The 23,589-nt window shown below is 34.2% G+C and carries 22 protein-coding genes; 13 read left to right on the top strand and 9 right to left on the bottom strand.

What is annotated here, in order from left to right; genetic code table 11:
- Positions 1 to 524 precede the first annotated feature (524 nt).
- Positions 525 to 1,142, top strand: coding sequence for a hypothetical protein (locus LZQ00_RS03265; RefSeq protein ID WP_234511904.1), 618 nt, complete (start codon positions 525 to 527; stop codon positions 1,140 to 1,142).
- A gap of 44 nt (positions 1,143 to 1,186) precedes the next feature.
- A complete protein-coding gene (locus tag LZQ00_RS03260) occupies positions 1,187 to 1,753 on the top strand; it encodes a YdcF family protein (protein WP_234511902.1) in 567 nt (188 codons plus the stop codon).
- Between the two features lie 131 nt (positions 1,754 to 1,884).
- On the opposite strand, the gene LZQ00_RS03255 is transcribed toward LZQ00_RS03260, so the two are convergent.
- A complete protein-coding gene (locus tag LZQ00_RS03255) occupies positions 1,885 to 2,055 on the bottom strand; it encodes a hypothetical protein (protein WP_234511901.1) in 171 nt (56 codons plus the stop codon).
- A gap of 76 nt (positions 2,056 to 2,131) precedes the next feature.
- Positions 2,132 to 2,731, bottom strand: a complete 600-nt coding sequence (locus LZQ00_RS03250) for a ferritin-like domain-containing protein (RefSeq protein ID WP_234511899.1) — start codon at positions 2,729 to 2,731, stop codon at positions 2,132 to 2,134.
- A gap of 229 nt (positions 2,732 to 2,960) precedes the next feature.
- On the opposite strand from LZQ00_RS03250, the gene LZQ00_RS03245 reads away from it, so the two are divergent.
- The 3 genes from LZQ00_RS03245 to LZQ00_RS03235 all read left to right on the top strand — a co-directional run bounded on the left by LZQ00_RS03245 (position 2,961) and on the right by LZQ00_RS03235 (position 5,214).
- A complete protein-coding gene (locus LZQ00_RS03245; protein ID WP_234511897.1) occupies positions 2,961 to 3,317 on the top strand; it encodes a hypothetical protein in 357 nt (118 codons plus the stop codon).
- 339 nt (positions 3,318 to 3,656) lie between these two features.
- A complete protein-coding gene (locus tag LZQ00_RS03240) occupies positions 3,657 to 4,229 on the top strand; it encodes a DUF4142 domain-containing protein (protein ID WP_234511896.1) in 573 nt (190 codons plus the stop codon).
- A gap of 199 nt (positions 4,230 to 4,428) precedes the next feature.
- Positions 4,429 to 5,214 carry an alpha/beta fold hydrolase gene (locus LZQ00_RS03235; protein WP_234511894.1) on the top strand — a complete coding sequence of 262 codons (786 nt, stop codon included), beginning with the start codon at positions 4,429 to 4,431 and terminating at the stop codon, positions 5,212 to 5,214.
- A 69-nt stretch (positions 5,215 to 5,283) separates the two neighbouring features.
- On the opposite strand, the gene LZQ00_RS03230 is transcribed toward LZQ00_RS03235, so the two are convergent.
- Positions 5,284 to 5,832 carry a hypothetical protein gene (locus tag LZQ00_RS03230; RefSeq protein ID WP_234511892.1) on the bottom strand — a complete coding sequence of 183 codons (549 nt, stop codon included), beginning with the start codon at positions 5,830 to 5,832 and terminating at the stop codon, positions 5,284 to 5,286.
- A gap of 268 nt (positions 5,833 to 6,100) precedes the next feature.
- A complete protein-coding gene (locus LZQ00_RS03225) occupies positions 6,101 to 7,051 on the bottom strand; it encodes a hypothetical protein (RefSeq protein WP_234511890.1) in 951 nt (316 codons plus the stop codon).
- A 179-nt stretch (positions 7,052 to 7,230) separates the two neighbouring features.
- Here LZQ00_RS03225 and LZQ00_RS03220 point away from each other — a divergent pair, with 179 nt between their 5' ends.
- From LZQ00_RS03220 to LZQ00_RS03210, 3 genes are all read left to right on the top strand, one after another.
- Positions 7,231 to 7,557: an ArsR/SmtB family transcription factor gene (locus LZQ00_RS03220; protein WP_234511888.1), complete on the top strand. Its 327-nt coding sequence runs from the start codon at positions 7,231 to 7,233 to the stop codon at positions 7,555 to 7,557.
- Between the two features lie 112 nt (positions 7,558 to 7,669).
- Positions 7,670 to 8,131 carry a DUF6428 family protein gene (locus tag LZQ00_RS03215; RefSeq protein WP_234511886.1) on the top strand — a complete coding sequence of 154 codons (462 nt, stop codon included), beginning with the start codon at positions 7,670 to 7,672 and terminating at the stop codon, positions 8,129 to 8,131.
- A gap of 13 nt (positions 8,132 to 8,144) precedes the next feature.
- Positions 8,145 to 8,759: a low molecular weight phosphatase family protein gene (locus LZQ00_RS03210; protein ID WP_234511884.1), complete on the top strand. Its 615-nt coding sequence runs from the start codon at positions 8,145 to 8,147 to the stop codon at positions 8,757 to 8,759.
- Positions 8,760 to 8,866: 107 nt separating this feature from the next.
- Here the strand turns inward: LZQ00_RS03210 and LZQ00_RS03205 are convergent, their stop codons facing one another.
- Positions 8,867 to 9,517 carry a metal-dependent transcriptional regulator gene (locus LZQ00_RS03205; RefSeq protein ID WP_234511882.1) on the bottom strand — a complete coding sequence of 217 codons (651 nt, stop codon included), beginning with the start codon at positions 9,515 to 9,517 and terminating at the stop codon, positions 8,867 to 8,869.
- Between the two features lie 128 nt (positions 9,518 to 9,645).
- On the opposite strand from LZQ00_RS03205, the gene LZQ00_RS03200 reads away from it, so the two are divergent.
- Together LZQ00_RS03200 and LZQ00_RS03195 are read left to right on the top strand one after the other, a co-directional pair.
- Positions 9,646 to 11,946 carry a TonB-dependent receptor gene (locus tag LZQ00_RS03200; RefSeq protein ID WP_234511881.1) on the top strand — a complete coding sequence of 767 codons (2,301 nt, stop codon included), beginning with the start codon at positions 9,646 to 9,648 and terminating at the stop codon, positions 11,944 to 11,946.
- Between the two features lie 534 nt (positions 11,947 to 12,480).
- Complete coding sequence (locus LZQ00_RS03195; RefSeq protein WP_234511879.1) at positions 12,481 to 13,035, top strand: ferritin; 555 nt, start codon at positions 12,481 to 12,483, stop codon at positions 13,033 to 13,035.
- 153 nt (positions 13,036 to 13,188) lie between these two features.
- Here LZQ00_RS03195 and LZQ00_RS03190 read toward each other — a convergent pair whose 3' ends face one another.
- Complete coding sequence (locus tag LZQ00_RS03190) at positions 13,189 to 15,393, bottom strand: FUSC family membrane protein (RefSeq protein ID WP_234511877.1); 2,205 nt, start codon at positions 15,391 to 15,393, stop codon at positions 13,189 to 13,191.
- A gap of 269 nt (positions 15,394 to 15,662) precedes the next feature.
- Here LZQ00_RS03190 and LZQ00_RS03185 point away from each other — a divergent pair, with 269 nt between their 5' ends.
- Entirely contained in the window at positions 15,663 to 17,837 is a 2,175-nt protein-coding gene (locus LZQ00_RS03185; protein ID WP_234511875.1) for a S9 family peptidase, read from the top strand.
- A 66-nt stretch (positions 17,838 to 17,903) separates the two neighbouring features.
- On the opposite strand, the gene aroQ is transcribed toward LZQ00_RS03185, so the two are convergent.
- Complete coding sequence (gene aroQ, locus LZQ00_RS03180) at positions 17,904 to 18,329, bottom strand: type II 3-dehydroquinate dehydratase (protein ID WP_234511873.1); 426 nt, start codon at positions 18,327 to 18,329, stop codon at positions 17,904 to 17,906.
- Between the two features lie 35 nt (positions 18,330 to 18,364).
- A complete protein-coding gene (locus LZQ00_RS03175; RefSeq protein WP_234511871.1) occupies positions 18,365 to 20,011 on the bottom strand; it encodes a gliding motility protein RemB in 1,647 nt (548 codons plus the stop codon).
- 200 nt (positions 20,012 to 20,211) lie between these two features.
- On the opposite strand from LZQ00_RS03175, the gene LZQ00_RS03170 reads away from it, so the two are divergent.
- Positions 20,212 to 21,636, top strand: coding sequence for a glycoside hydrolase family 125 protein (locus LZQ00_RS03170; RefSeq protein WP_234511869.1), 1,425 nt, complete (start codon positions 20,212 to 20,214; stop codon positions 21,634 to 21,636).
- A 63-nt stretch (positions 21,637 to 21,699) separates the two neighbouring features.
- Here LZQ00_RS03170 and LZQ00_RS03165 read toward each other — a convergent pair whose 3' ends face one another.
- Positions 21,700 to 22,251: a hypothetical protein gene (locus LZQ00_RS03165; protein ID WP_234511867.1), complete on the bottom strand. Its 552-nt coding sequence runs from the start codon at positions 22,249 to 22,251 to the stop codon at positions 21,700 to 21,702.
- 471 nt (positions 22,252 to 22,722) lie between these two features.
- Here LZQ00_RS03165 and murI point away from each other — a divergent pair, with 471 nt between their 5' ends.
- Positions 22,723 to 23,553: a glutamate racemase gene (gene murI, locus LZQ00_RS03160; RefSeq protein WP_234511866.1), complete on the top strand. Its 831-nt coding sequence runs from the start codon at positions 22,723 to 22,725 to the stop codon at positions 23,551 to 23,553.
- The last annotated feature ends 36 nt before the right edge of the window (positions 23,554 to 23,589 follow it).

The raw sequence follows: 23,589 nt of genomic DNA, 5'->3' as shown, positions 1-23,589 counted from the left end.
CGAACACTTAAACCAGAGAGGGGTATAAATGTTATAGGAGCAACTACAACCGTTATAAAATGCAGGATAGTATTGTGGTTCTGCTCTATTTCCAGACAGAGTCTTCGATTTTATATATGGATTTAAGTGACCGCTGAAAAAGCGAACACTTAAACCAGAGAGGGGTATAAATGTTATAAAAAGCAACTACAACTATTATAAAATGCAGGATAGTATTGTGGTTCTGCTCTATTTCCAGACAGAGTCTTCAATTTTATTGGATTTAAGTGACCGCTGAAAGAGCGAACCTTCACTGGTTTATTGTTCCGAAGGGTCAATAAATCCCTTTTTGAATCAAGGTCTCCAAGACTGGAATATTATTGCTAAATGTTGGAGCAACAACGAATTGTAAGCCATTCTCAACACATTGTAAAAAGATGCTGAAAGAAACAGATATTTTTACTTCTTTTGAGTAGGAAAGAATCTGTTTGTAACCAATTAAAGAACAGCGAAATTCCATCATATTTACAGCTTATAAAACTGAAATGAAAAAATATCTCCTATATTATCTATCAGCATTTTTATTGTTTTCCTGCAAACAAAAGAATGAAAAAAATCAAGCTATTCTGGATAAAACAGTTTCAGAAAAATCCAGTTCAGTCCATGTGAGCCGGGCTGATACTGAAAATCTAATTACACATAAACAGGAAGAAGTTCAAAATAACCATCAGCAGAATGGAAAAGCTTGGTTAGAAAATATTTTTACATGTAATAACAAGAAGAATAAATTTTGCTTCTACCTAGAAGACGAAGAAAAACTATGCACAAAGAGATTCTATCAATTTATGATTGATTCCGAAGAAATATTTGGCGCATCTAATCTCACTGCAAGTGAGTATCCAGATGCTGTTAAAAAATATCAACAGAAATGGACGAATATTTATCCTTTAAGAACCGATAGTATTGGAGAAACCTGGCTTTTTGGAAGAAGTAATGATGATATGGAAAACATTCAAGATGTGAAAATAATACCTACAGCTGACCTTAAATATGATGTTTTTGTTGATTATGGAGGAGGCATTAAAACAGAGAATCAAGTCATTTTGGTTGAAGAAAATGGTCATTACAAAATTGATTATTGCGTCACTACATTTGTTAAATAATGAGTCCACATATAACGCTTTACCAGTAACTTTAAAATTAGACAATGAAAAGAACGTTTCGGATTGTAAAAATAATTTTAGGCGTTTTTATGCTGTGGTTTTTAATACATTCCATTTACATAACAATTGATGGATTGAGCGATAAAAATAAACATGCTGACGTGGCAATAGTACTTGGGAACAAAGTGAATGAAGACGGAACTTTATCACAAAGACTACAACAACGTTTAAATAAAAGTATAGCATTATATCAGCAAAAACGCGTTAAGGAAATAATTGTCAGTGGAGGTATAGGAAAAGAAGGTTTTTGGGAAGGTAATAAAATGAAAGAATATCTTCTTGCGAACAATATCCCTTCTGAAAAAATTAGTGTCGATAATTATGGCAATGATACCGAAAAAACAGTACACAATTCCATAAGAATCATGGATAGCCTGCATTATAAAAGTGCCATTTCTGTTTCGCAATACTTTCACCAAACGAGAACAAAAAAATTATTTCGGAAAAATGGATTCAAAAATATTGAAAGTGCAAGTCCTGACTATTTTGAATGGCGAGATGTTTACTCTATATTTCGTGAATTTGTTGCCTACTACAAAGAAGCATTATAACAAACCGAATACCTGAACTTTCATTACGAATGGTTTTGGTTACCAGTATCAATCAAACTCTGGATGAGGTATTTTTCACCAAACAATCCATCCAGAGCTTTTAAAATAAAAACAGAGCTATGCGCTCTGTTTTATTTTTTACCCTCACTTTTTCTTTCTTTTTTATTGTGCGTGATATCCTCACCTTTAAATTCATTTTCTTCAAACTCTCTACTATCGAGATCATCTTTATTTTGAACAGGTTTCTTGGGATTTAGCCGATTAATAGGCTTGGCTCCATCCCTTGTATTTGATGGCTGCATACTATGATAATTTTATATAAATGTGATTTCCAACAACATTAAAGCAATCCAAACAGTATTTCGTTACAAATAGACTTTATACTGCCTTTGAATTCAGGTTTGTATCCGCAATAGCAGTTAAATCCTGATCGCATTTTTTTTCTTCTTCCAGTGTTTCAAGAAGAAGATTTAATGCTTCCTTACAGTCCAATACTTTGGCAAATGCGGCTAAAGTTCCATAAGTAGCGATTTCATAATGTTCCACTTTCTGTGCTGCTGCTATGATCCCAGCATCCCGAACAGACCCTACTTCAGTTTCCTCCATAATACCCTCTCCTTCTTCAATCAGGCCTGCCATAGCATCACATTTTTTTGCTTTTGCCGCTTTTCCAATAGATTCAAAACAAGCTTCCAGACGTTCGACATGCACCTTTGTTTCTTTCAAATGCTTGGTAATAGCTGCTTTAAGTTCATCCGAGGTCGCATTTTTTTCCATTTTGGGTAATGCTTTTGTGAGTGCCTTTTCTGCCCAATAAATATCTTTCAAACCATCTTCAAAGAGTTCACTTAGATCTTTTGCAGCGCCTGATTTAGCTTTATTTTTTTGCGCAACTGCAGTCTTTGTTGCAACTGAAGAAACATCTTCTGTTTTTTCTGCGGCGTTGCTTTTGTTCGCTGTACTTTTTATTGTTGCCATAGTTCATCATTTTAATGCTCTTACAAGCGGTTCTCTTAAAGAACAGGCTGACCAATAGTTTCGTTCATTTTATTTTTAAAGAAGCATTACCCAAAATATACTTTAAAAAATACAGTAGAAAACCCTCCAGTTAAAGTACTAAATCAGCCAACTATTTTTCTAACCAGGGTGTTCATTCAATAGTAAATTCAATAATAAATAAATTATAAACCCTTTAAATTAATGTCTTATGAACACAACAAAAAAAACAACCCAAGAAGCTGATCAAAAAAATAGCCAGGGAAAAGGTACTGACAAGAACCAAAACATGAACAAAAACAGTAAATCTGCAACAAATTCAGATGAGCAATCAGGTAAAACAATGGATAAAACCAGTAAATCCGCAACAAATTCGAATTCAGATGAGCAATCGGGTAAAACAATGGATAAAACCAGTAAATCCGCAACAAATTCGAATTCAGATGAGCAATCAGGTAAAACAAAAGAGGAACTGCTAGAAATGGCAAAAAAGCTTGACATCACTGGACGACATGATATGTCAAAAGATGAACTTTCAAAAGCAGTTGATCAACATGCTAAAAAATAATTTGTAAACTATTTTATACCTGATGATAAATATTTAAAATAGATGGTGTCCAAAAAAAATCGGACACCATCTATTTTTTTTAATTTTATTTGCGTCCCAACCCAAAGTTGTATTTTCAAAGATTCAATTCACAGAGGATTAAATGTACTTTTTAGACACCCTCTCTAATTCGACTACTATCGGAATAAACATACGAAACCCAAATAAATAATAAGCTTTTTAATCAAATGTTAATACGTGTGTAAAAAGCAATTAATACGCTAATTTTCATATCATACAACTCTTAACTGACTCGTCATGTTCTATAAATAAGAAGAAAAGGTAATCAATCATAATATCATGAAAAAGTTTTTAATTATAGGCTTTATTATTCTAGGACTAATAAGCCTGCAATCATTTAAACCACATCAACATGACAATTTTATCAATAAAGCAATTGCGTCAAATCGTTTTGAAATAGCTATTTCTGAACAAGCAATGAATAAATCTCAAAACAAGGGAGTTCAAGACTTTTCTAAAATGCTTGTTGACGATCATCATAAGTTGCAATCTCAATTGGATGCCTATGCAACAGCGAATAATCTGACTGTAGAAAACGATATGAGTCGTGAACAACAACAATTGTTAACAGAGACCGCTAACTTAAATGGGGCGGCTTATGACGAAAGATTCAAATCTGAAATAATTGCTTCTCATGAAAATATTATCACTTTGTTTGAATCTGCCATAAAAAGTAATATGGCAAAAGATGATACCAAGAATACTTGGTTAAATCAAACGATATCTTCTTTAAAAAATCATTTAGAGCTTGCAAAATCACTGAATGTGACAGACAAAGTGGACACTCCTATTTCAGATACAATTTCGAATAAACATGTAGACGATATGCCAAAAAAAATGAAGCTTAAGTAAGTCCGATTTAGAAATTAATAGCATAAAGCATAAATCAAACCTAATGTTTTAAAGATTTTAAATTTATGCGTTAAGTAATAAAACAATCAAATCTTACTAAATTAGTAGAATTGAATATCGGTTATATACGATTGGAAAATGGTAATGCCTAACATCTTAAAGTAATCGTGGTTATATAAGACTTAACAAAATAAGACAAATGGAAAAACATGTATCATCTTCAGATGGATTGAAGATTCACTATATAGAGACTGGAAAAGGAAATATAACACTAGTTTTCGTCCATGGATGGTTGGGCAACATCGATTGGTGGAATAATCAACAGACGTATTTTAAAGAGAAATATAACATTGTCCAAATAGATTTAGGTGGGCACGGAAAATCAGAAAAAACAAGACGAAATTGGACTAGCACACAATATGCTGATGATATTAAAGCGGTACTTGACCAAATTCATACGACCGAAATTATATTGATTGGTCATTCCATGTCAGGAGCTTATGTACTTGAAGCATCTGTAGATTCCCCAAAAATAAAAGCGATAATTTTAGTAGACACGTTAAAAGACTTAGACCAAGTTTTTACTTATGAACAAGCAGAGCAAATCCTGTTTAGCAATTATCGAAAAGATTTTAAAGAAGCCGTGGAGCAGATTCTTCCTCAACACCTTTTTGTTGTGGAAACTCCTGCATCTATAAAAAAGCAACTTCAAGAAGAGTTTATTCAAAATCAGCCGGAACTCGCCATCAATACGCTTGCACCTTTATACAAGATGGATATTCGCCAACTAGCCAAATCAATAGAGGTCCCTGTAAGAGCCATAAATTCTGACGCATCGGCAACAAGTCTGGAAAATAACCAAAAGTATTTGAAAGATTATAATTACAAAATCATTAACGGAACAGGACACTATCCTATGCTAGAGAAACCAAAGGAATTTAATTTATTATTAAACGAAATAATAACGGAATTAATCGCCCATTAAGAGCAAGAGTGTGCTTGGAAATTCCATTTAAAAATGAAAATATTTTATTGTACAAGGGCTAAATACTTGTTAAGTTTCTTCATTTATCTGGATACCCACTTCTTTCAAAAAAGCAATCTGCGCTGCTAAGCATTTATCTTCCAACGCTGATAGTTCTTCTTTTTTGGTCTCCAATTGCGTACGTATTGCTTTCCGAGCAGTGCTATCCTGTTCCTCCACATACTGAGTTAACAATACCGTATATTCATCTTCAATTTTTGACATATACCTGATAACAGCTTCATGAAAGACATTTGCAACTTCACTATGCCCAAGTTGACTTGCTTCGGTTTTAATTTCATTGCAATAACTACCCAAACCTTTTGCGTCTTTAAGTTCCATATCAAACGCTGTTTTACTGCTTTTGTCTGCATCAAAATCACCTGCCAGTAGTTTCTTGTGTCGTTCATCCAGACGTTCTTTGCAAGAATAGAAATTACTCGTCATTTTTTCATTATAACCAAAATCCTGATTATTGCCACAAGAAGATAATACCATGACTAGAAAGAGAATAACCGTAAATAATTGGTTTTTTATTCCTGGGATTTGGATAAATTTCTTTTCTTTTATAAATTTCATATATAAGGTTTTCTTGCAACAATCTAGGCTATTTTAATAACTTGTTTTTAAGTTTTAAAGATTCGTTTGACAGCTATCAAGATTCGTTTCAGATCTTTCGATATTGATCGTAGTTGTTCAGAACGAATAACGAAAAATTAGTCAGAAATGACAAACACTTAGTGTATTAGTATGTGGGCTGCTCTTATTTTTTATATTGACTGATTTGGACTCCTCATCATATCTGCTTTGAAGTGGAATCGTGGACAATCAATTGATATGCTTAATATCAATCCTTTCGCTCATATTTATGGATAAGTGCATAATCATAAGGAATGCGTATACTCAGTTCTTTTGCTTCCCAAACATCCCCTTTAGAAGGCTGATAAAAATCGTAGGCATTACTCAAAAAGTTTTCCCCATTAGGAGCTTCTTGCCAATCTTTTTTATCCCGATTATATAACAATATCATACAACTCACACAACGGAAATTACCGTCTTTGTTTGGATTTTCATAACAAGTTCCAATCTTTATGTTCAACTTTTGATCAACAATAACGTCTGCTAATCTCCCTTCAGTCAAACGAATCAATGCCGCTTGTGCATCCTCGTCAGTTGGGGGATCTGTTACTCGTTTTAGTTTGTCAAAATGTGCGTACTTAATGATCTTTATTTCAGTCGCTCTTATTTCTGGAATGAGGTTATTCGTATCTACAGGGTATAAGTCAGCAGAAGTCAATGCGAAATCAGTTGTGTCTACTTTTAGAACACCCTTATTGGCTACAGAATCTACATCTATAGCTGCAACACCTTTGTTTGAACCAAAAACAACATCCTTAAGCTCTCTTAAGTGGTGACCAACATGATGAAATCCGACAACATATTTAATCACAACAAATCCGATCAAGAAGATACATAATAAGAATATAAGCCCATTCTTGAAACCTGACTTGGGCTGTTCGTGGTCATGTTCCAATATGCTATCTGTTATCCTTTCATCTCTTTCCAGTGGATCTGTATTGGGCACCGTATCATAGTCATCCAAAAATAAATCTATCCCGTCAAAACGATCAATATGTCCATCTTTAAACATTTCCACAATGTCCCTACCTGTTTTATACCTGACATTCGCTTGATTACAGATAAATTCTATGGCATCTGCGGAATTATGTTGTTTGATAAAGTCATAAATGATGACTTTCGCTATACGAACGTTATTGACTAAAATATTTTCTTTCATATAGGATTAAGGTCTTGGAAATAACAACTTCTTGACAAGATAAATATAAATATTCAATCTCTACAGTAACATAGAACTGTTTTTGTTATTTTTTAATGCTGAACCATCTGTTTGAAATCAATTATTTTGGTTTTAAAAATATTAATCGTAATATTGCGATATACAAATATAGAATTGACATGGGAGTTACTAAAACAGATCATTTTACAGAACAGCAAAATCAAATTGCTATGATCACGAAAGCACTTGGTCACCCAGCACGTATTGCAATTATTGAATATTTATTAAAAGTAAATGCATGTATCTGCAGTGATATCGTGGAAGAATTGCCATTGGCTCAATCCACCATATCTCAACATCTAAAAGAATTAAAAAATGCAGGATTGATCAAAGGAAATATTGAAGGTACATCCATCTGCTATTGTATTGATGAAAAAACATTCAGCTTGCTCAAGAACTACTTCAAAGAAATTGTGATCCATACTAATAATCAGAAATGTTGTTAATGCGCATTTAAAAGAGTTTTTTATCATCAAATATCGTAATATAACGATATATTAAATAAATCAGCGTATCACCATTCGCTAGTATGCATTAAAACAATTAAACACCAGTAATATGACACTCGAACAAATTAAACAAGTTCTTCCAACATTAGATAATGTGGAATTTCAATTAGAAAATGGAACATTTGTACCAGAACACTTTCACGTAACAGAAGTAGGTCAGATCAGTAAACATTTTATTGACTGTGGCGGTACTATCCGAAAAGAAAATGTTGTCAATTTTCAACTGTGGAATGCTCATGATGTTGAACACCGTGTAAAGCCAGGAAAATTATTGGATATCATCAAATTATCTGAGGAAAAACTTCAAATGGGAAATCACGAAATTGAAGTAGAATACCAAAGTGATACCATTGGCAAATATGGATTGCAATTCAATGGCAAAAATTTTGTTCTTACGAGTAAGACTACAGCTTGTCTTGCTTCTGATGCATGCGGAATTACACCCAAACCTTTAACAGTAATAGCTTCAACCAATGACGTGTGTACACCAGGATCAGGATGTTGCTCATAAAAACTTGTATAATATGAATGCTGTACTTAACGAAACCATTCAGAAAATTCTGACTAAAGAGATCAATCAGGGACGTAAAGCAATTTTACAACCCTTGATTGATCTTATTCAAGAAAAAGTGAACGCAGATAAACCAATCCATATAAACTTTATCTGTACACATAATTCTCGCAGAAGTCATCTTTGTCAAGTATGGGCACAAGTAGCTTCGGCATTTTATCAAACTCAAAAAGTTTATTGTTATTCCGGAGGAACTGAAGAAACGGCATTATTTCCGAAGGTTGCAGAAACATTAGCAGCAGCAGGAATAGATATTCAAGTGATTGCCGCAACATCAAATCCCATATATGCGATAAAATATAACGAAAATACAATGCCTATCATTGGATTCTCTAAAAAATATGATGACAGCTTCAATCCGCAATCCGAATTTACAGCTGTTATGACTTGTTCGCAAGCAAATGGCGGATGTCCCTTTATTCCAGGTGCTGAAAAAAGAATCCCCATCACATATGAAGACCCGAAGATAGCGGACAATACCAATCAACAAGATGAAGTCTATCAAGCAAGAAGCTTAGAAATAGCTTCCGAGATGTTTTATGTTTTTTCGATGATAAAATCTTCATGACTGTTTTAACATATCGTATGATATAGCCTTTAAATAAAAAAAGAAAACATATGTTTTCTTTTGCCATCGCTTCCATATTTCACAGTTGCGATTCGAAATTGCGTCCTTTATTGAACAAGCAATTTATCACAAATTATACTACTCAAAATTTCATTCTTTCTTTTCGAATAACTCACGGACATGCTTCCATCAAAAGATTCGACAGCATTGATCTTAATTGTTGTGCCTAATATTAACTCACGACTGTTTAAAAACCTAAGAAAATCTTCTGAAGAATCCGTTATAGCCATAAAAGTTACCTTATCTCCTTCCTTAAATTTTCCCAATTTTACATAGCTATTATCTTTCATATTTCCATTTCGATCTGGGATAGGTGAACCATGCGGATCTACCTTAGGATACCCAAGAAGTTCATCCATTTTATCGAAAAAAGCTGGCGATTTTATATGTTCGATCTGTTCAGCAATCTCATGCACCTCTTCCCATCCAAATCCCATCTTCTCAACCAGATACATTTCTGTTAGCCGATGTTTTCTGATAATAAGAATAGCCTCTCCTTCTCCTTTTTTCGTTAGTTTAATAGGTTTATAACTTTCATAAACAACAAGATTTTTCTCGGCCAGACGCTTCATCATGCTACTCACTGTCGGCATTTTGACTGTTAATTGTTTACCAAGTTCATTTAAGTTTGCTTCCCCTTTTGCACTGGTTAGCATAAACAGTGCCTTTAGATAATTTTCTTCCGTCTGTGAGATCATGAAACAAATTTAACATAATTAGACCTTACTAACAATTTTGTTAGATTTATTTTGTTAGATCAATCTAACTTATTACTTTTGCTTTACTAATTAATATAATTAGTACATTAAAATTACCGATGAAAATTATGACAAAGATTAAAGAGCTGATAGGTACAGTATGTTTTATCCTGATAACCTGTATTGCATTAGCCCAAACTGGAAAGATAAAGGGGAAGGTTACCCAAAGGGATCATGAAGATGTTCAGGCAGCAACTGTTTCTATTCCAAAATTGAAGAAGAGTGTGAAATCAACTATTTCAGGTGCTTACGAACTGACTGATATTCCATATGGAACATGGGAACTAGAAGTTAGGTTTGTTGGATTTCATACCTTAAAAAAAATGATTACATTAAATAGCGATTCATTGGAACAGCATATTGAACTATCTGAAAAGTCAAACACAGATCTGGATGAAGTTGTTGTTTCAGGAACAATGAAAGAGGTGTCAAAGCTGGAAAGTTCTGTGCCTGTTGAGGTCTATACCTCCAAATTTTTTAAGGCTAACCCGACACCTTCCCTTTTTGATGCTTTGCAGAACATAAACGGTGTACGTCCACAGTTAAACTGTAATGTATGCAGTACAGGTGATATACATATCAATGGTCTTGAAGGACCTTATACCATGATACTTATTGATGGTATGCCTATTGTCAGCGGACTCTCCACCGTATATGGACTCAGTGGTATCCCACAATCACTCATCGATCGGGTCGAAATTGTGAAAGGTCCTGCTTCAACACTTTACGGTAGTGAAGCCGTAGGTGGTCTGATCAATATCATTACGAAAAGACCTGAAAATGCGCCCTTGCTATCCTTAGATGCATTTGGTACAACTTGGGGAGAAATAAGTGCGGATGTTGCTGCAAAATTTAATGTTGGTAAAAAAGCACAATCTCTTCTTGGGATAAACTACTTCAACTATCAACACCCTATTGACAATAACAACGACAATTTCACAGATATCACCCTACAACACCGCATCTCCATATTCAACAAATGGAACTTTGAAAGGAAAGATAACCGTATTTTTTCTTTAGCAGGTCGCTATGTCTATGAAGATCGTTGGGGAGGAGAAATGAACTGGGGAAAAAAATACAGAGGTGGTGATGAAGTATATGGTGAAAGTATTTATACAAGCCGCTGGGAATTTTTCGGAACCTATCAGTTACCCATCAAAGAAAAGATTTTGTTTCAGTTCAGTACGAATGGACACAACCAAAACAGTGTGTACGGTAACATTCCATATTTAGCAGATCAATATATCGGATTTGGGCAATTCACTTGGTTTAAAACATTGGGTCGACATGATCTTCTGACTGGTCTGACTTACAGGTATACCAATTACGATGACAATACACCAGCAACTGCATCTGCTGGAAACATAGCGTTGAATAAACCAACCCAAACGCATCTACCTGGATTATTTCTACAAGACGAGATCACCTTGAACGGAAACAATAAACTTTTGTTAGGCGTTCGTTATGACTATAATTCGATACATGGTAGTATCTTAACGCCTCGTTTAAATTATAAATGGAATTCTGTTGACAAGAATAATGTGTTACGGTTGAGTATCGGAAACGGATATCGTGTGGCTAATGTATTTACGGAAGATCATGCTGCACTTACTGGCGCCCGAGAAGTTGTATTCATGCATGCACTTAAACCAGAAACCTCCTGGAATGGAAATATAAATTTTGTAAAGAAAATAGATGCTGGCACTACATTTATTGGTTTAGATGCCACAGCTTTCTATACATATTTTACCAATAAAATTATCCCTAACTACGACAAAGATCCCAATAAGATCATCTACGATAATATAAACGGACATGCGGTATCTAGTGGTGTTTCATTAAACATTGATGTTGTTTTTGCTAATGGTTTGAAAATATTAGCTGGTGCTACCGCAATGGACGTTTACAATACCGAAGAAGGTAAAAGATCTGGTCAGATGTTTACAGAAAAATTTACGGCAGTATGGAATATTGGATATACGTTTAAGGGAATTGGACTGACAGCAGATTACACAGGGAACCTGTATGGACCGATGCGTCTTCCATTACTAAGTGCTACCGATCCGCGTCGTGAATATTCACCATGGTGGAGTATTCAAAACATACAGTTGACAAAACACTTAGGTAAAAAAATCGAAATATATGGAGGAGTAAAAAACCTATTGAATTGGACACCAAATAAGGGAAATCCGTTTATCATCGCAAGAACTAATGATCCATTTGACAAAAAGGTACAGTTTGGTACTGATGGACAAGCAATGGTAACAGCCGATAATCCGTATGGATTGACTTTTGATCCATCCTATGTCTATGGTCCCAATCAAGGAATCAGAGGATTTTTAGGTTTTCGTTATCATTTATTTAAGTAATAGTGTTACAAGTAAATTTTCGAGGTAGTATGGTTAATAGACTCTTCTTTATTGTAAACCTATTTCAGGAATAAACAATTGTATTTCCTAAGCATAATTCAGGATAAGACACAACTCGACTGTAAGGGTATACCCGTACAAAGAAAAAACAATGTAAGGATATATCCGTATAACTGTCCGAATTCTGTCAGGATAATTCAACATAAGACAAAGCATAATTCAGGATAAAACATAGTGTTCAACTGGTAACATAGTAGGGAGCTGGTTCGTACCTGATTCGTACCTTGTTCGTACCTCGTTCGAACAAAGACGAATCAGGTACGTTTGAAGTACGAACAAAGTTCGTTCAAAATACTAGGTAAATTAGAAGTTAGTAGCGACTTAACTCCTCTCCTAATACTTCCAAACATTTTCTTATCCTGAATGTTCTACTATAAAAGCGCACACATTTTAAAAAGCTGTGCTTAACAGAGAAGTTTAAAAAGAATCACCTTGAACGACTACTTACATTCAAGTATTTAAAATCCTAAAGAAATGACAATGAAAACAGATCGATTATCACAAACACTTTGTCGTGCATTGAATGATCAAATTACACTCGAAGCTTACTCCGCTCAAGTTTATTTAATGTTAGCATGTTGGGCTGACGAGCATATGTTGGATGGCATAAATCGCTTTATGATGAAACATTCGCAAGAAGAACGTGTACATATGGCCAAGATAATAGAATATGTACAGGAAAGAGGAAGTATTGTGAAGATTGAGGCCATTAAAAAACCAAGTCCTGAGCCTACAAATATTTTGGAATGTTTTGAAATGGTTTTGCAACAAGAAATTGAAAATACAGAGTCTATTTACAGAATTGTAAACATGAGTATGCAAGAAGGAGATTGGGCGACTTGGAATTTTCTACAATGGCTTGTAAATGAACAACGGGAAGAAGAAAAACTAGCACTAGACTTATTGGATAAAGCAAAATTAGCGGGTGGTATAGAGATGACTGATAATGCAAGATTTGAATTGAATAAATTAATTGGCAATACAGGTCAAGAGTTTCCAGTTGCGGATCACGTCAATCCACTTGTGTAGTATATTGAAAAAGAGCTGCAAAAAATGCAGCTCTTTTTGAAAATCAATTTGTTTCTTATATCGTCACTTGTCTTCCAAACAATAAGAAATCTTGTAAAAATTAGATCAATTATTGTCAGGTTCCAAAATTTTAACAGTTACAGAATAACTTGTTTATAAAGAACGCTTTACCAATAGCGAAATATCTAAAGAGTTATGATATAGTTTATCAACAACATCTAGCATCAATTCCAATTGTTCACCTATTAGAGCAATATCACTAGTCATTACAGCAGAAGACTGTTCTTGATTCGTGTCACGATTAGGAAATATAATCGCATAAGGTTCTGTTGAAAACAGGCCATAACACTTCTTCAATTGTGAAAGAATCTGATCCATCAATCGATACTGATCTTGATTATAAAGTAAAGCAGAACCTTGTCCCATCATATTGGTAAAAGCCATGGCATAGGAAATCAACAAGTGTGTATAAATAGAAAAATCATTTAATTCTTTTGTGAACGGGCGTTGATGACGAGGTTCACTCAATATGCGTTCGTTCAATGCATTTAATTCTGCTAAACTTAAGTAGATTTCCTTTCGAGCTAATTTGTAATCTGCAAGCTCAATTTCATTACCTGAAAACTTGCAGAAACTAATCGATAAAAAATGAATATTGGCTTTGATCACTTCTTTTAAATATGGTTTTATCGAATTACTTTCCCAAGTAGGAAGAATAAAATAAAAAGATAAAAATGCAAGTATACAACCTATAATCGTATCCAATAAACGTTCTTTCAATAAAACTATACCAAAATCGTCTACACCTGTAAAGAAATAATAGATAATAAGGAAACATGCTGTTATAAAAAACGAACCGTAAACATATTTACCACGCAAAAAAGTAAAAGCTAACAACATATAGATCAGCGTCAATCCCAATAAAACATAGGTGTTAGTAATAAAAAAAATATTGAGCAATGCTAGTAACCCACCTAAAAAAGAACCCTTTAAACGATCGATACTACGCTGTTTACTTAAACTAAAACCAGGTCGAAGAATCACCAGGATAGTAATATAGATCCAAAAACTATGTTGCGTTAAAGCAGCATATTCAGGAAAAACGAGCGGTAAGATTTTTGTGATCACATAAGCGATCAACATCACAATAGCTACTCGTAAGGAATGTCTAAAAATGGGTGAATGAAAATTCAAATGTGCCTGTAACTGAAGCCATGAAAATTTACGCTGTTTAAAAAATTTTTCTTTATGAGCTAATAAATTTGAATGATCATCAAGTTTCGCAGATTTGGATAGGACGCGATGTATTTCTCGAATTTTCTGCATCACATACCGAATATTGACCAATATCTTTTTTAATACAAGGGCTGCTTCTCCCTCCTCTTGTTCCAACGCAATAACAGCAACATATGCTCGGTCCCATTGGCCTGTAAATTGAATTTCAGACTTGGGGGCTTTTAATACACTAATGGAAGTTGAAAGTCTTTCCATCTCTTGTGCACAACTAATCAACAAACCAGGAATTAATTGATAAGCCTTTGTATCTCCGTATTGATCACGAATGCGATAATAATCATGATGAGAAGCGTTTATTCTTTCGAATAATTCCATCGTGTTTGCAAAAATAAAGGTTAACTGACGGTATTGAGAGCTGGCAAATTGCTTATCTGTTGCTGCTGAAAACAATATTTCCCGTACACTCTCCTGATGTTGATTGAGTAGGACATTTACTTGAATAACTCGTTTATGTGTTTTTGCAATAGCCATATTGCTATTAAAGAAATCTGCTTTCACACGTAGTAAATTTCCAATTTCATAAGCACATTCGGCTAAAACTTGTTGGCTAACACGATAAGGTCGAATGAAACGAACAAGCAATACAAACAACATATACCAAATTGCTCCTGCTGTCATCAACAGCGCTTCCAGAATGGGATGACTGTGCTCATGTGTGAGGGTCAAGCTAAAAAATAACGTTAACAAGCAGGAAGCTCCAATTCCCATTGCACGAATGCCATAAGCCGTAAGCATACATGCCGCAAAAGAAGAAAAAGCAATAAAAAGACCAAGAGATAAATCTGAAAAAGGAAGTATACGTGTTAACATACTCATGGTAAAAATGAGAAACACATTCACCAACATGGATTTTCTACGCTCACGATATGGCCCAACCAAATCTGGTGTACTCGCAATGATAACACCTATGCCCACCGTAACACCATAATGGAGTTGATTAAAACAGGCAAAAATAAGGACAGGAATAAGGACTGCAATAGTAATTTTTAGTCCTTCATGAAATGGTTGGCTATTGATGAAGAATCTGGTCTTTTGCCATAATTTTTCTATGAGTTTGAACAATGTGGGTTAGTATATGAATTTGAAAATTTATTTAATAACTATGCTATTCACTATAGCCATTTTACAACGGCAAAATTACCAAATTTAATACCACAAAAACAATAATTATATTCTAAATAGTTTTAAAATTGAAATTAAAACATACCTATTATATTGTTTTACATCAAAAAACAATATCTTATTTTACAGAAAATATCTTTATTTTAGCAAAAATCTGCTAAATAATCAAAAGAAAAACAATAATTTTAAGCACTAAAAATTTATAAAGCATGAAAAAACTCACGCTACTGTTATTATTAGCAAGTTCTATGGCCTATGGACAGCGAAACTTGAATATAGAAGAGACAGTCTTTGGCCCCCGCACATATGCTCCAGCGAACATAGTGAATAGCAATTGGATTCCAAACAGCAACAATTTTAGCTATTTGGATAAAAGCTATCAAAATTTAGTTCAAAAAACGGCCTCTTCCAATTGGTCAGAACAAATATTATTGAGCAAAGCCGATTTACAAACTGCTTTGCAAACAAAACTACCGAACGAACAAATTAATTTGTCCTACTTCCCTATAGATTATAAGTGGGAAAATGCAAATACCATTAATTTTACGCTCAGCACAAAACAAAACCAATACTATATTGCTTACGATATCAAAAATAAAACTGTAGCACATGCTATTTCATCTGATGTCAATGGTACAAATCAAGAATATGCAGGTGATTATAGTAAGGTAGCCTTTTTAATTGGTAATAATATCAATATTAAAAATGCGGATGGAAAGCTAATCACAGTTACTGATGATACAACAGATGGCATCGTGAATGGCAGTGATTATACCCATAGACAAGAGTTTGGTATAAAAAAAGGGATGTGGTGGAATAGTCAAAATGATAAATTATTGTACTATCGTAAAGACGAAACGATGGTGACTAAATACCCCTTAATACAATGGGATACACGAACGGCTTCTGTTAAAGATATCCGTTATCCTATGGCGGGAATGAAAAGTGAAGAAGTAACTTTAGTCATTTATGACACCAAAAATGGACAAAAGATAACATTGGCAACAGGAGAATCCAAAGAACAATTTTTAACCCAAGTAACTTGGGATCCTTCAGGAGCATTTATTTATGTGGGTGTGTTAAATCGTGAACAGAACCATTTAAAATTAAACAAGTATAGCGCACAGGATGGTAGTCTTGTCAAAACATTGTTTGAAGAAACAGCAACTACATGGGTAGAACCACAAACAGATTTAGTATTCTTACCTAATAATCCTAAACAATTTTTATATCAAAGTGACAAAGAAGGCTTTAATCAGCTTTATTTGTACGATACCGATGGAAAATTAGTCAAAAAATTAGGTTATGAGAATCTTATTGTACATGAATTGGGTGATTTTTCTTCCAAGGGCGACAAAATTACCTATACCGGTGTAACCAATAATGGCCTTGATCGTCAATTGTTTGAAGTTGATCTAAAGTCGGGCAAAACGACACAATTAACACAGGATACAGGTACCCATCAAGCTAAACTGAATGGTGATGGTACTTATGTATTGGATCAGTATAGTAATTTGACCACGCCGAATGTCGTTCAAGTAAAAGCAGTAAAATCGGGTAAAATTGATAAGGTCATAACCGCAGAAAATCCATTTTTAGGCAAGATAAACCCACCAAAAATAGAGTTTATTACATTAACTTCTGCTGATGGCGTTACTCCTCTAACAGGTCGTATCATTTATCCAAATGATTTTGATCCCAATAAAAAGTATCCTGTTATGTACTATCTATATGGAGGATCGCATTCACAATTGGTTTCGAATAAATGGCTAGGAGCTGCAGGATATTTTGATCTATATATGGCGCAGCAAGGTTATATTGTTTTCACAATGGATAATCGTGGTACTGATGCTCGAGGTCGTGCATTTTCAACAGCAACACATCGTCAATTGGGACAAGCAGAAATGGCTGACCAAATGAAAGGTATCGAATACTTAAAGTCCAAATCATTTGTTGATCAAGGAAAAATGGGTATTTTTGGATGGAGCTTTGGAGGGTTTATGACCACTTCATTCATGGTTCATCATAACGATATTTTTAAAGCGGCAGTTGCTGGAGGCCCTGTAATCGATTGGAAATACTACGAAGTCATGTATGGGGAACGGTATATGGATATGCCGCAAGAAAACGCAGAAGGCTACAAATTAACCTCTTTAATTGATAAAGCGGATCAATTGAAAGGGGATTTATTGATTATCCATGGTGCCCAAGATCCTGTTGTAGTACAACAAAACAGTATGGAATTTGTAGAAGCTTGCATCAAAGCAGGTAAACAGGTTGATTATTTCCTATACCCTACACATGAGCATAATGTTTCTGGAAAAGACCGCATTCATATGTATGAGAAAATCGCAAAATATTTTGATCTTCATTTAAAAAAGTAACGAATACTTCATAAAAAAATCCCAATGACAAATCATTGGGATTTTTTATGTCTATACAATTTTAAACTATGAACGTGCTAAAAGCGCTTCCAGTCCCAAGCGATAACTGTCTAAGCCAAAACCGCAGATGACTCCGACACAGTTTTTCGCCAAGAAGGAATGATGTCTAAATTCTTCTCTGGTATGTACATTTGAAATATGTATCTCAACAACAGCAGTATTTACTGCAGCAATAGCGTCGCCAATAGCGACTGAAGTATGCGTGTAAGCACCTGCATTGAGTATGATTCCATCAAAATCAAAACCTACCTCATGAATTTTATCAATAATAAATCCTTCGGTATTACTTTGATAATAGCTTAATGCTACTGATTCATAAGCAGCTTTCAATGTTGAAAAATAACTCTCAAAATCTTGTGCTCCATAAATTGATTTTTCTCGTACACCTAATAAATTCAGATTAGGACCATTGATGATTAATATTTTCTTCATATCAAGCTTATTTGTGCTAAAATATCAATTAATTATTAAAAGTCACTGTACAACGATCTAAAACTTGAACGAAGACCAATAGAGAATACGCCCGATTTCATAGAAATGGGTTCATCATACTGAATCTTTTGATAACGTTGGGTATACCCCAATTCAAATCTTAAGTTATATTTAGGATTCAGCACGTAAGCAGCTTTGGCATCTGCATAAACAACTTGGCTCTTGATTCCTTGTCCAATATAATTGCCATGCATATTCGGAATGGTACGATAAGATTCGAAGATATTCCCTCCCATATTGCTTCCATCAGTAAGATCTAGACCTTTTTGATTATAATTTAATTGTGCTGAAAAATCAAATCGCTTCCAAGCATAATTCGCAATTCCTATAACCTCTCTAAAATTAGCACCTAAAGGATGTGCTAGAGGTTCTGCATTATTACTATAATTAGAACCTGAATCAAAATGGGCGTAGGTATATGGTCTTACGGTATTATATTCCACTAAGAAATTTAAGTTTTTCACATCAAACATATCATAACCTCTTATCCCCAATTGTACCCCCCATTTATTATGTGCGTAACCATTTCCTGCAAAAAATTCCTTAGCTGTGAACTCCCCTAACAGAAATTGTCCATAGGTGGTTACATTTTTTAGGACTTTATATTTGGCATTCAATCCCAAAAACATTTTATCAGGAGAAGTCGAATTATTCGATTCTACAGGACGCAAAAACATTAAGGGGTTGATATATGAAAAATCAAAGCCTCTTTTTCCTGCGGCATCGTAATTTGCCCAAGTAATTGCTTGAAAAAATCCGACAGAGAGTCTGTTTGTTGCATTATAATCAATGTATTGAAATACACCCCATTTCTTTCCATCCCCATAGCGTTGTGTCTCTCCTAAATCATCCGATCTTTTATTGGTTGGATCGTTCATATAAGCCCATACAGAAGTATATTGTACATTCCCGACCGTACCCGTTAATTTTAATTGCGAATAATTGGAAGAGAAATCAGATAATAATAACGATCGATAACCATCTCCTATAAAGTTTTTATCATAAGCTACGGTTGCTTGAAAATACTTACTAAAATCATAGGTCAAACTAGCCGTTGCATTCATCCAATCCTTTTTATTTCCACTTTGAAATTTCGTTGTTCCTTGTCCTGGCACGACCCTAGCATTATTAATATATTCATCTAAATACTGTGGGAATACGGCTTGATTTTCACTCGCACTTGTATAGAAGGTAAATTTATTCCCAATCGTAGCTCCTGCTTGAAAGCCTCTGGAGTTCATCCAAGTCCTGCGCTTATCTCCCATCACATCTTTACCAATTGTCAAATCGGGTAAGAAATCCGCATAAAATGTATAATCGTCCTTTGCTACTTCAATGAGATGTTCATTAAAAATTTTTCGCATAAACCAATTATCGGATGCCACTGGCTGATTCGCTTGTATAGAATCGAACTTCACCAATAATTCATCTTTAATGATAAATGGTTTGGAAGAGGTATGCAATCTCGTGGTGGGAGAATACAAGACGTCATTCATTTTTTGAGAAAACTGGTAGGAATAGGGTTGATATTTGATTTGAGCGCTTACTTCGTTTTCGCCTAACATACTCAGAGCAAATACTCCTGTCAATGCTAGAAATTTTAATGAACCTTTTTCTTTCATGAGATTTTTTTAAACAACAAAAAGGAGTAGCAAAATCTATTCCCAAAAACAAAATAACACTTTTTTTTGTAGTAATTGTTTTAGCAGAGAATAAAATAATTATGCTAAAACGTATTTGCTTTTGGTTTCAACGTTTTTTTATTATCTTGCCGTAATAGAAGACCAGTATGATAATAAATTACCTTTTTTGTATTTAAAAAATGAAACGCAGAACATTCATTCAAAATTCAGCTGTATTAGGAGCAGGATTATTTGCAAGCAAAGTCTCTTTTGCTACGATGCAAACTTCATTTCCGACGGTGCGTATTCCAGCAGATAAACGTTTATTTTCGAGTAAAGCTGTCGAAAATGCTATTGCAACGTTTGGTAAAGCGACCAGCAACAAAGAATTAGCTTGGCTTTTTGGTAACTGTCTCCCAAATACCTTAGACACTACTGTATTTCCTTATGTCGAGAACAATCGTCATTATACATATGTCATTACTGGAGATATTGATGCAATGTGGTTACGGGACAGTAGTGCTCAAGTATGGCCATACATGGCGTTTATGAAAGAGGATAAAAATTTAAAAAACTTAATAGCAGGGTTAATACATAAGCAAAGCAAGTGTATCAATATCGATCCCTATGCCAATGCTTTTTATAATGATCCAACAAAAAAAGGAGAATGGTTTAGTGATCATACCGACATGAAACCTGGTATCCATGAACGTAAATGGGAGATTGATTCGCTATGCTATCCAATAAGACTTGCTTATCATTATTGGAAAGAAACGAATGATGGAACTCCATTCAATGAGGAATGGGAAGCAGCGCAAGAAAAAATTTATAAAACATTTGTAGAGCAACAACGTAAGGATAGTTTAGGCCCTTATCATTTTATGCGTACAACTGGTCGTGGATCCGACACCTTACAGGTGGATGGCTATGGATATCCCGTTAAACCTGTAGGATTGATCTGTTCTAGTTTCCGACCATCTGATGATTCGACGGTATTTTCATTCTTAATTCCATCCAATCTTTTTGCTGTTGTCAGTTTAAGACAATCAGCGGAGATTTTGCGAAAAGTAAAAAACAATGCGATTTTAGCTGGTAAAATGGAAGCTTTAGCAACTGAAGTTGAACAGGCTGTTCAAAAACACGGTATTATAGATCATCCTCAATTTGGAAAAGTATATGCATTTGAAGTAGACGGTTTTGGATCATTCTTAATGATGGACGATGCCAATGTCCCTAGCTTACTTTCATTGCCTTACTTGGACGCCGTTAAAGTCGAAGATCCTATTTACCAAAGAACACGTCAATATGTGTTATCTGAAAACAATCCTTTTTTCTTCAAGGGTACTGCTGGTGAAGGAATTGGAGGCCCACATATTGGACGTGACTACATCTGGCCAATGTCCATTATGATGCGCGCCTTTACCTCAAATAATGATCAGGAGATCGTGCATTGTGTTAAAATGTTGATCGCTACACATGCGGATACAGGTTTTATGCACGAATCTTTTCATAAAGATGATCCTAAAAAATTCACCCGTAAATGGTTTGCTTGGCAAAATACTTTATTTGGAGAATTAATATGGAAAATTTATAAAGAAAAGCCTAACTTACTGAAATTGATTTAGTTATATGAGTTTTATGAGGGTTGATTTTACCCTCATAAAACATTTATATAGTTAATATATATTTTACCAATTATCATCGGTCTGTTTAACTATTTTAAACTGCGATTCAATAGCATGTGACATGATTAAGCTCTCTTTTTTAATAAAACCTTTCTTTAAACCATTGCCATTACCAACACTTTCCTCAATTGGAGTTTGTTCGTAATCAAGACCTTGTGTATTTATTCGACTTAGACTAACCACTGGTACATTACTACTAATATTTACAGCTGTTATTCTGTACCTGCCTTCTTTATAATCGATTGTAAAAAAAGCTTTAATCTCTCCCAGTGCATAAAATGATGTGGTCATCCTTGAAAACCCCACTTCTGACGGATTAGTTTTTATATCAGTCCCTAAAAATGTGATCTTATTTTCTTTTATTTGAATGTCTGAAAATTTAACATTTGATTGAACAGTATTTACAAGATCATCAAATGTCACATCTTTATTTTCATAAACCTTTTGCCAGTTCACACGCCCTTCAGGAGTAACGATGAAATTATTAGCTTCTAATTGTCCAAATGCTATCAAATAGTTAAATGACACACATATAAATAATAACAACTTTTTCATATGATTATAATTCTAAATATTTTTCTTTTTAATAAATTTTCTTATATTTTTTAAATCTGATACTCGATGAGCAATTATAAAATCCATCTTTTCAATGGATTTATCAATATCCGTTTTGTTCACATCTTGTGAACTTTAATTTACCGAGATTGTCTCTTGTGATTTAATCAAAATACAATATTCCAAGTATCATTCAGTGCTGAATTATTTTTTTTAATACTAAGAATTAATACTGGCTATACTTTCTTAAAACATAATGTTGCAAACATACGTGATTTTAACGCACAATATTTTCGCTTACAACAAATAAATTGCAAATATCTGTATTTAAATCTATTTTAAGTAACTTTTGTATTTATTTTATTGTTAATAATGGAAAATTTATAAAGAAAAGCCATCTTTGCTTAAACAAATATAGGATACCCTATTGCCATAAAAAAATGCTATAAGGAATCCTTATAGCATTTTTTTATGGAGCAAGAAAAACAATTAATTGGTCCAATTGGGATATTTGATTCGGGATACGGAGGTTTATCGGTATTCAAAGAGATTAAAAAACAATTACCACAATACGATTATATCTATTTGGGAGACAATGCACGTGTCCCTTATGGTACACGATCATTCGAGGCTGTATATGAGTTCACCAAAGAATGTGTTTTTAAACTATTTGATTTAGGCTGTAATCTCGTCATCTTGGCCTGCAATACAGCGTCAGCAAAAGCTTTACGCTCGATTCAACAACATGACTTGCCTCCAGGAAAGAAAGTATTGGGTGTTATTAGACCTACAACAGAAATTGTAAAAGCATTCACGACCTCCAATAAAGTGGGTATTCTTGCAACAACAGGTACTGTAAAATCTGAATCTTATAAAATTGAAATCAACAAATTCAATCCTGAGATTGAAGTTTTTCAACATGACTGTCCTTTTTGGGTCCCGCTAGTGGAAAATAATGAAATGGATACTGAAGGAGCGAAATACTTTGTGGAAAAAGACATTCATAAACTTTTGGAACAGTCGCAAGATATCGACACCATTATTTTAGCTTGCACCCACTACCCTCTTTTATTACCAATAATCAAACAATTTGTCCCAGAGCATATCAATATCATTTCACAAGGGCCTTTAGTTGCTGAAAGCTTAAAAACATATTTGGATCGTCATCCGGAGATCGATAGCAAAAGTTCTAAAAACGGAAGTATGCAATTTTTCACAACAGATGATCCTCGAGATTTTGAATCGAAGGCAGAAATATTTTTCGGTCAGAAAATTAAAGCTGATCATATAAAAGTTTCATAAAAAAAGACTTGTCTGTTAGGACGAGTCTTTTTTTAT

The sequence above is a fragment of the Sphingobacterium sp. SRCM116780 genome (assembly GCF_021442025.1).
In the GTDB taxonomy this organism is placed as follows: domain Bacteria; phylum Bacteroidota; class Bacteroidia; order Sphingobacteriales; family Sphingobacteriaceae; genus Sphingobacterium.
The sequence above is the reverse complement of the archived record's forward strand: the minus strand, read 5'-3'. Positions and strand labels throughout refer to the sequence as shown.

What these genes read in the sequence shown, in the direction of transcription:
- LZQ00_RS03265 (WP_234511904.1), top strand. Translation starts at nt 525, where the DNA reads ATGAAAAAATATCTCCTATATTATCTATCAGCATTTTTATTGTTTTCC.
- LZQ00_RS03260 (WP_234511902.1), top strand. Translation starts at nt 1,187, where the DNA reads ATGAAAAGAACGTTTCGGATTGTAAAAATAATTTTAGGCGTTTTTATG.
- LZQ00_RS03255 (WP_234511901.1), bottom strand. Translation starts at nt 2,055, where the DNA reads ATGCAGCCATCAAATACAAGGGATGGAGCCAAGCCTATTAATCGGCTA.
- LZQ00_RS03250 (WP_234511899.1), bottom strand. Translation starts at nt 2,731, where the DNA reads ATGGCAACAATAAAAAGTACAGCGAACAAAAGCAACGCCGCAGAAAAA.
- LZQ00_RS03245 (WP_234511897.1), top strand. Translation starts at nt 2,961, where the DNA reads ATGAACACAACAAAAAAAACAACCCAAGAAGCTGATCAAAAAAATAGC.
- LZQ00_RS03240 (WP_234511896.1), top strand. Translation starts at nt 3,657, where the DNA reads ATGAAAAAGTTTTTAATTATAGGCTTTATTATTCTAGGACTAATAAGC.
- LZQ00_RS03235 (WP_234511894.1), top strand. Translation starts at nt 4,429, where the DNA reads ATGGAAAAACATGTATCATCTTCAGATGGATTGAAGATTCACTATATA.
- LZQ00_RS03230 (WP_234511892.1), bottom strand. Translation starts at nt 5,832, where the DNA reads ATGAAATTTATAAAAGAAAAGAAATTTATCCAAATCCCAGGAATAAAA.
- LZQ00_RS03225 (WP_234511890.1), bottom strand. Translation starts at nt 7,051, where the DNA reads ATGAAAGAAAATATTTTAGTCAATAACGTTCGTATAGCGAAAGTCATC.
- LZQ00_RS03220 (WP_234511888.1), top strand. Translation starts at nt 7,231, where the DNA reads ATGGGAGTTACTAAAACAGATCATTTTACAGAACAGCAAAATCAAATT.
- LZQ00_RS03215 (WP_234511886.1), top strand. Translation starts at nt 7,670, where the DNA reads ATGACACTCGAACAAATTAAACAAGTTCTTCCAACATTAGATAATGTG.
- LZQ00_RS03210 (WP_234511884.1), top strand. Translation starts at nt 8,145, where the DNA reads ATGAATGCTGTACTTAACGAAACCATTCAGAAAATTCTGACTAAAGAG.
- LZQ00_RS03205 (WP_234511882.1), bottom strand. Translation starts at nt 9,517, where the DNA reads ATGATCTCACAGACGGAAGAAAATTATCTAAAGGCACTGTTTATGCTA.
- LZQ00_RS03200 (WP_234511881.1), top strand. Translation starts at nt 9,646, where the DNA reads ATGACAAAGATTAAAGAGCTGATAGGTACAGTATGTTTTATCCTGATA.
- LZQ00_RS03195 (WP_234511879.1), top strand. Translation starts at nt 12,481, where the DNA reads ATGACAATGAAAACAGATCGATTATCACAAACACTTTGTCGTGCATTG.
- LZQ00_RS03185 (WP_234511875.1), top strand. Translation starts at nt 15,663, where the DNA reads ATGAAAAAACTCACGCTACTGTTATTATTAGCAAGTTCTATGGCCTAT.
- aroQ (WP_234511873.1), bottom strand. Translation starts at nt 18,329, where the DNA reads ATGAAGAAAATATTAATCATCAATGGTCCTAATCTGAATTTATTAGGT.
- LZQ00_RS03175 (WP_234511871.1), bottom strand. Translation starts at nt 20,011, where the DNA reads ATGAAAGAAAAAGGTTCATTAAAATTTCTAGCATTGACAGGAGTATTT.
- LZQ00_RS03170 (WP_234511869.1), top strand. Translation starts at nt 20,212, where the DNA reads ATGAAACGCAGAACATTCATTCAAAATTCAGCTGTATTAGGAGCAGGA.
- LZQ00_RS03165 (WP_234511867.1), bottom strand. Translation starts at nt 22,251, where the DNA reads ATGAAAAAGTTGTTATTATTTATATGTGTGTCATTTAACTATTTGATA.
- murI (WP_234511866.1), top strand. Translation starts at nt 22,723, where the DNA reads ATGGAGCAAGAAAAACAATTAATTGGTCCAATTGGGATATTTGATTCG.